This window comes from Marinobacter halodurans (assembly GCF_004327985.1).
In the GTDB taxonomy this organism is placed as follows: Bacteria; Pseudomonadota; Gammaproteobacteria; order Pseudomonadales; family Oleiphilaceae; genus Marinobacter_A; species Marinobacter_A halodurans.
On record NZ_SJDL01000074.1, the window covers coordinates 1 to 5888 of the forward strand.

A 5888-nucleotide genomic window follows, 5' to 3' on the forward strand; every position below is an offset into this window, starting at 1 on the left:
AGGTGACCTTCGAGGGCCGGGAGGGCCCGGTGTTGGGGATCGTCACCAAGATCAACCGCAAGAGTGTGATCGTGTTGGCCGAGGATGGCACCAAGCAATACAAGGTCTCGCCGGAGTTATTGAGGCCACTACGTGACGTGAAGTAGGTCAACTACGTCGTGGAATGAACGCTTACGGCCCGGCGATCCCGGCATTGTTGACCAGGACCGTCAGACCCCCGAAGGCCTCGGCCACCTCATCCAGTACGCGCTTGAACTGATTTCCGTCGGTGACATCGCAGTGCCAGTAGCGAACAGTGTGGCCCTTCGCCGTCAGTTCGGACGCCAGCCCTTGTCCCTCTCGGTCCTCCCGGTCCAGGACGGCGACGGCCGCCCCCTCTTCCGCCATCCGTCGGACGACTGCGGCACCAATACCCATGGAGCCACCGGTTACCGCTGCCACTTTGCCTTTCAATCTATCCATGCCCCTCTCTCCCGTATCCAGGAAGGTTCACCCATGACGTCATCCCGCGGTTCCAACGCCACCCTGTGTTCAAAAGTTATACAATCCGGCTTCAGACGTTTTGATTGAGATCAAAACACGCGCCTGATCAGGGAGAGACCGGTTCCTTCGTTTAAAGGGGCAGCGTTTTAAAAGTCCGCACAGTTAAAGGGATCGGAGCGCATTAATTGCTATATCCATCTACCTGATCTGATCACCATCGTGTTGCCGCTGATGAATCACTTTGGCTGGAACCGGATCTGGTTCGGCATCCTGCTAGCCAGCTTTCCACGGATGCCATAGTGAAGGGGCGATAGCCCCTTTCCCTTCCATCAATCGATCTCTGACAGGAGATCCGGGTGGGTGACCAGGTTCCTGACACCGTGGGCATGATCCTCTTCGAAGATGTTGCCCTTGCACCACTTGCCAACGCTACGTATGTCGACCTTGGCCACCTTGGGACGCACATTCCAGGTGACCTGGAAAGGCGAGCCTTTCTCGTTGTATGCCGGCCCTGTGGTAGAGCCTGCGTACTGAACCGGCGTCCCCGTGTCGTCGGGAATGTTGACCGCCTGGTGACGCCCGTTACGCATGCCCAGATCGGTCAGCAAGCCAAAGTCCAGCGCCTCCCGGTCATTGACCAACGCGAACACCTGCGACTCGACCCGAAGCTGCGGGTTGCCAATGGCGTCGCTCAGGCAGGCGCTCAGCGTCGCCCCAGGTTCGACGTCCGCAGTCGAGAACACATAGTGGACTTCGATCGTGTCGCCCGACTGGAGGCCACCATGGTCGGCAGCGCACACGGCCTCGTTGACGGGGGCGCGCTCCGAGGATGTCAGTTGGCCGGAGTACCGGTAGCCACTTTGATACCCCGCTCCATCGCCCGGTCCTGCGTATGTCGTGAACTCACCGCCTTTATGCTCTGCATTCTTGTGGAAATGGATATTGCAGAGGTTCATTTCCTGGTATGGGGGCGCGGCACTGAACACGCGGTCATTACTGCCCGCATGCTGGTCAATATCCCGTGGGGACTGGGGGCCATACCCCTTTCCTTGCGTGTTCTCGGTAAGCGCCAGGCGCTGCCCTTCGTTGGCCCCCGGGGAAGCATCCTCCTGCCCGCCCGCCGCAAGCGCAGAAGTGGTCATCAGCGACTGCAGCAGGAACATCGAAAAAACGGAACTCTTCATTGAAATGACTCCAATTATGGATCCAGAAACTGCCAGAGGTGTTTCGACCGGCAACATCGATTACCTGGGGCCACATTCATACCACCAGACCCAGGGTGCTCTGCGGTTCGTCGACCGATCGCGTACCAAACCCTGAATGGCACGACGATTGATTGCAACTCGTTCGCCATGATTAACGCGGAAGGAGGTCCGCGGAAGTGCAGAAAGAATCGGGGGTTCAGTTGCTAATTACCCGCATTTCTACGCAAAACTTCGAGCCTTCGGGTCTTGCGTTTTGCCCCAGCAACAAGGCCAAAAGATTTGAAGCAGAATAAATACCTCTGTTTCCCGACTTTTGCATGCGTAAACAAAATGAACAAAATGCACTTTATGTTCTATACACCCTTTAAATCCAAAAGCTTCATTTGAATCCAGAGAAAAACTAGCCTTTATTCATTACAAAAATGACATAACCCAGATATCTCTCGAACATTTAAATCAACCATAAATGCGCCCTATTGCACAGGCATTATTCCGCCTGCCCAAAACAACAAACAAGCATGGAGATTACCTATCGATCATAAGCATCAGAAAGGCTCAACTCAGCATCGGGAAACATCCATTGTCTCTACGCAAACTCCAAAAAACAGCCCAATATAAACGCTGTTTTAAACCATAAATAGTACAAACAAAAACAAGAGATTGGCATGAAAAAAAATAACATTAGCATTAGCTGTTTCCACTATCGTATTCGCCCACACATCCACCGCGGCCACCATCTATGATGGTGATGGTCTGAATTACAAACTGAAAGGTGATTGGCAGATTCAACTGCGTGACAATGCCTCCAAATCCAAGGACCTGGATGTGGAGTTTGATGACCTGGAACTCAAGAACACCGTTACCTACGACCTGGACAACAACCTGCAGGCTTTCGGTCAGTTGGACTTCAGTTTCGACAAAGCCGCTGAAGACCAGCAGAGTGGCGATAAGCTCGAAGAAGCTTACATGGGCCTTAAATACGATAGCGTGGCCTTCAGAATGGGCAAGATGAACACATCGGGCGACGAGTTCGGTGTGGAATCCGCTTACGAAAAGCCCGCAGGAACGAATGAAGATCAGTTTGAAGCCATGACCGATGCCGGCGACGATGTTCTCCGCCTGGATGCGGACTTTGACGTCGTCTACATCTCGCTGTCACACGAGTTGGAATCGAAAGGCAATACCAGTGAGGGGGATTCCTCAACCGACCTGTTTGTGAGCACTAACATCGACGCCCTGACTCTGGCCGCGGCCTATCAGGTGTACGACAACAATGCCGACACCTGGGGTGTAAGCGCACAGTACGATGCCGGTTTTATCAACCTCGGCGCCGACTACAGCGTCTCGGACCTGGATAACAGCGACCGTAACGAAACCACCTACAACCTGGTGTCGACATTCGAGGCCTCTCAAAACACCGCCATCGCCCTGGGCTATGTCAACGTTGACGATGAGATTGAGAAAGTGGATGCCTGGTACGCCAACGTTACCTACCGGTTCCCGGCCCAGAAGAATGTCTCGCTGTTTGCGGAGGTCAGTGACTCAGACGCGGGTGATGAGTCTGATATCCTGGCAGGCATGCAGATCAAGTTCTAAAAACCTGAAAAGGGGGCCTGTGGACCCTTCCCCAGGATTCCACAGGCCTTTCCCTATTCAGTGACCAGCCTGACGGTTCAACAGGTCAATGCCAACCTATTCATAGGTCATGCGATGAAAAGCACATACAAGCTTGCCGTTTTTCTATTCATAGCAATACTCCCTTCACTGGGTTATTCCGAGAGCATTCTGAAGTTGGGCGAGGGGGTCAATCTATTTGCCATCAACGGTAAAGAAATACCCAAAGGCAGCGGCTTTCTTTCCACCAAAAGCGAATTCTCTCTGCCGGATAGTGGGACCAACCAGATCCTGGTCTCCTATACGGCTGACATTAAGAATGGCGACAGTTATGAGCTGGAAGAGAGCGAGCTGTCCGTCATTAAATTTGCCGCATCCGATCAACAGATAACGCTCAGCGCCCCCAGCATCTCCAGCACAAAACAGCTGGAAGCATTCAGCACTCATTTGAACTGGAGCCTGACAACCTCTGACAACACCCCTGTCAGCTATAAGGTTAACCGGCTTCCACTGGAGGGGTTTCGCATTGGTGTTGACTATGAGCAAAAGCTCAGCGAGTTCAATCGGACCTCGGCAGAAGCTGCTATCCCGCCAGCAGAAGCGATTGCACCGCCCGTTGAGCCGATCGACGCGCACGATACGGAACAGGCCGTCATCCTGAAAATGTTGCAGCACTGGTACAAACTGGCATCGCCGGAAACGCGGGAGAAGTTCAAAGCCTCCCTGTGAACGTCAAAACGGCCTGCTTCCGGTGATGACCAGACGCTATCGCACCACAAACACCGACACGTCACTGTGTTTGACGATATTCGCGCCGTTCGACCGGAAGTGGAACAACCGGTCCCCGAGTCCATGCACGTGGGACGCCATGATGACCAGGTCGGCGCCGGTGTCCTTGATGGCCTCCAGCAACCGGTCATCCAGTTCCACGGCGGTGTCCGGCGTCGAGATCACTTTGCTTTCGGTCACGATGCCGTGCGTGTCCCCCTGCTCGTGTGCAAAAGCATCGAGTTTTTCTGCCAGCTCCTTTGGATTGTGGGCCGCAGCGGACGGCGGTGCGTTGGTCACGGTGATGTAGCAGATCGAGGCGTTGTAGTGCTTGGCCATGTCGATCGCGGTGTTGAGCGTTTTCGGCATCTTTTCGGTGTGTGCCAGATCAACAGGCACGAGAATCTTGCGATACATGGAGCGTCCCTCCTGTTCCGGTTCAAGTCTCCAACAACGGTATGAGGCCCGGGCTCGGATCTAACCTGCCCCTATGCCACCCGAAGCAAAAGACACCTACCTCTAAATCTAGACCCTTATGACGGAAAAATCGGGTCGGGACGGGAAACTCGAAATACAGTCTTGAAGCGCATAGTAAAAGAGTCCCGGCATGCCGGGACTCGCAATGTGTATCCAAGTTTTTTTTGAGGCTGGCAAGTCCTGTCTCAGGAACGGCGGCGACGGGTTAAGCCTAGGCCTGCCAGGCCCAGTCCCAGCAGTGCGAGAGTGCCGGGTTCCGGAACCGAGACACGGGTGACTTCCATACCGCTCACGTAAAACTGCTCGTTAAAGTAGGCGACGTCCAGCGCCTGACCGGCTGACAGCAGGAACGAACCAACCCCATTAATGCCACCGGCATAGCCGGTTGCGAGACTGTATTCGTTGCCGTCGATAGTTACCTGGTCACCGGCGTCGAAACCGCCGTCATGGTTGTTGTTGAACCACAGATTGTTTACGAGGACATCCTGGTCAAAGATAAAACGCAGGAATTCATCCACTGTCGCGTTATCATCCGTACTCGGGTTGCAGCTGTTGGTTGTATTGCCTGAACTAATGGTGTTGGTTGTTGCGCCGGCATTCAGGGTCTTGCATACGCCCAAGCCTGCATTGTCCGAATCCAGGTAGGCGTATGCTGAACCACCCCCTGATTGATGTCCGGTAATACTCACGGTGACCCCATCGACAACGAGGGTCAGCGGATTCCAGGCACCCTCTCCGTAGCCGCCAGCACCGTCTGTCAGGTCAATGAAATTAATGAGGCCAGCATGCGCCGAAACTGCAGACATAAGAGCCATACAGAGCATGCTTTTCGTGATGATGTACTTCATTTTCGTTCTCCTCGGCGTGTCCATGCAACCCTAGGTTGCTATTCCGAGTTCAGAGCATTAGATGTGCCACCATTTGCAGCAATAGGGAATTCAGCGGGTTGAACCAGCGAGTTATGTATTCGGCTCGGTGGACGCTGGCCGCTCTGTAAATAATATGGACATCGTGTGAAAGACCAGCTCCCCGATCGGGTGTTTTCAGCACACCCATTTCATCCGGGCGAATCAATAAAATAATGCGTTGCCCGTTTTTTCATCTAACGCGTCGTATAGCCACCATCAATGACCAGCTCGCTGCCTGTCACAAATTTCGACTCATTGGACGCAAGATAGACAATCCCCCAGGCGATGTCGTCCGGTTCCCCCATGTGGCCCAGAGGGTGAAGGTCGGCGGTGGCCTGTTTGGCGTCGTCCATCGCCATGCCGGTGGTTTGGAGATGATGCTCAACCATCGGTGTCCAGATGAACCCGGGATGAACGGAATTCACCCGGATTT

General features: G+C 54.0%; 6 protein-coding genes and 1 pseudogene. 2 read left to right on the top strand and 5 right to left on the bottom strand.

Translation table 11 applies throughout. The features are described 5' to 3' along the window. Window positions 1-171: 171 nt before the first annotated feature. Together EZI54_RS22900 and EZI54_RS22905 are read right to left on the bottom strand one after the other, a co-directional pair. On the bottom strand, window positions 172-462 hold the full coding sequence (locus EZI54_RS22900) for an SDR family NAD(P)-dependent oxidoreductase (RefSeq protein WP_131484188.1): 291 nt from the start codon (window positions 460-462) through the stop codon (window positions 172-174). A gap of 350 nt (window positions 463-812) precedes the next feature. Further along, entirely contained in the window at window positions 813-1667 is an 855-nt protein-coding gene (locus tag EZI54_RS22905; protein ID WP_131484189.1) for a delta-class carbonic anhydrase, read from the bottom strand. 723 nt (window positions 1668-2390) lie between these two features. Between EZI54_RS22905 and EZI54_RS22910 the strand changes: the two genes are divergently transcribed. Together EZI54_RS22910 and EZI54_RS22915 are read left to right on the top strand one after the other, a co-directional pair. Continuing rightward, window positions 2391-3284, top strand: coding sequence for a porin (locus EZI54_RS22910; RefSeq protein WP_242674576.1), 894 nt, complete (start codon window positions 2391-2393; stop codon window positions 3282-3284). A 60-nt stretch (window positions 3285-3344) separates the two neighbouring features. Continuing rightward, entirely contained in the window at window positions 3345-4031 is a 687-nt protein-coding gene (locus tag EZI54_RS22915) for a YccT family protein (RefSeq protein WP_131484191.1), read from the top strand. Window positions 4032-4067: 36 nt separating this feature from the next. On the opposite strand, the gene EZI54_RS22920 is transcribed toward EZI54_RS22915, so the two are convergent. The 3 genes and pseudogenes from EZI54_RS22920 to EZI54_RS22930 all read right to left on the bottom strand — a co-directional run. Further along, on the bottom strand, window positions 4068-4487 hold the full coding sequence (locus tag EZI54_RS22920) for a universal stress protein (protein ID WP_131484192.1): 420 nt from the start codon (window positions 4485-4487) through the stop codon (window positions 4068-4070). A gap of 245 nt (window positions 4488-4732) precedes the next feature. Continuing rightward, a pseudogene (locus EZI54_RS25505) lies at window positions 4733-4816 on the bottom strand (PEP-CTERM sorting domain-containing protein); the annotation flags it as partial. Window positions 4817-5649: 833 nt separating this feature from the next. Beyond that, the coding region (locus tag EZI54_RS22930; protein WP_131484193.1) for an SDR family oxidoreductase at window positions 5650-5888 on the bottom strand (239 nt) is incomplete at its 5' end.

Bases quoted from the DNA above. Each gene is read 5' to 3' on its own strand.
- EZI54_RS22905 (WP_131484189.1), bottom strand. From the start codon at position 1,667: ATGAAGAGTTCCGTTTTTTCGATGTTCCTGCTGCAGTCGCTGATGACC.
- EZI54_RS22900 (WP_131484188.1), bottom strand. From the start codon at position 462: ATGGATAGATTGAAAGGCAAAGTGGCAGCGGTAACCGGTGGCTCCATG.
- EZI54_RS22920 (WP_131484192.1), bottom strand. From the start codon at position 4,487: ATGTATCGCAAGATTCTCGTGCCTGTTGATCTGGCACACACCGAAAAG.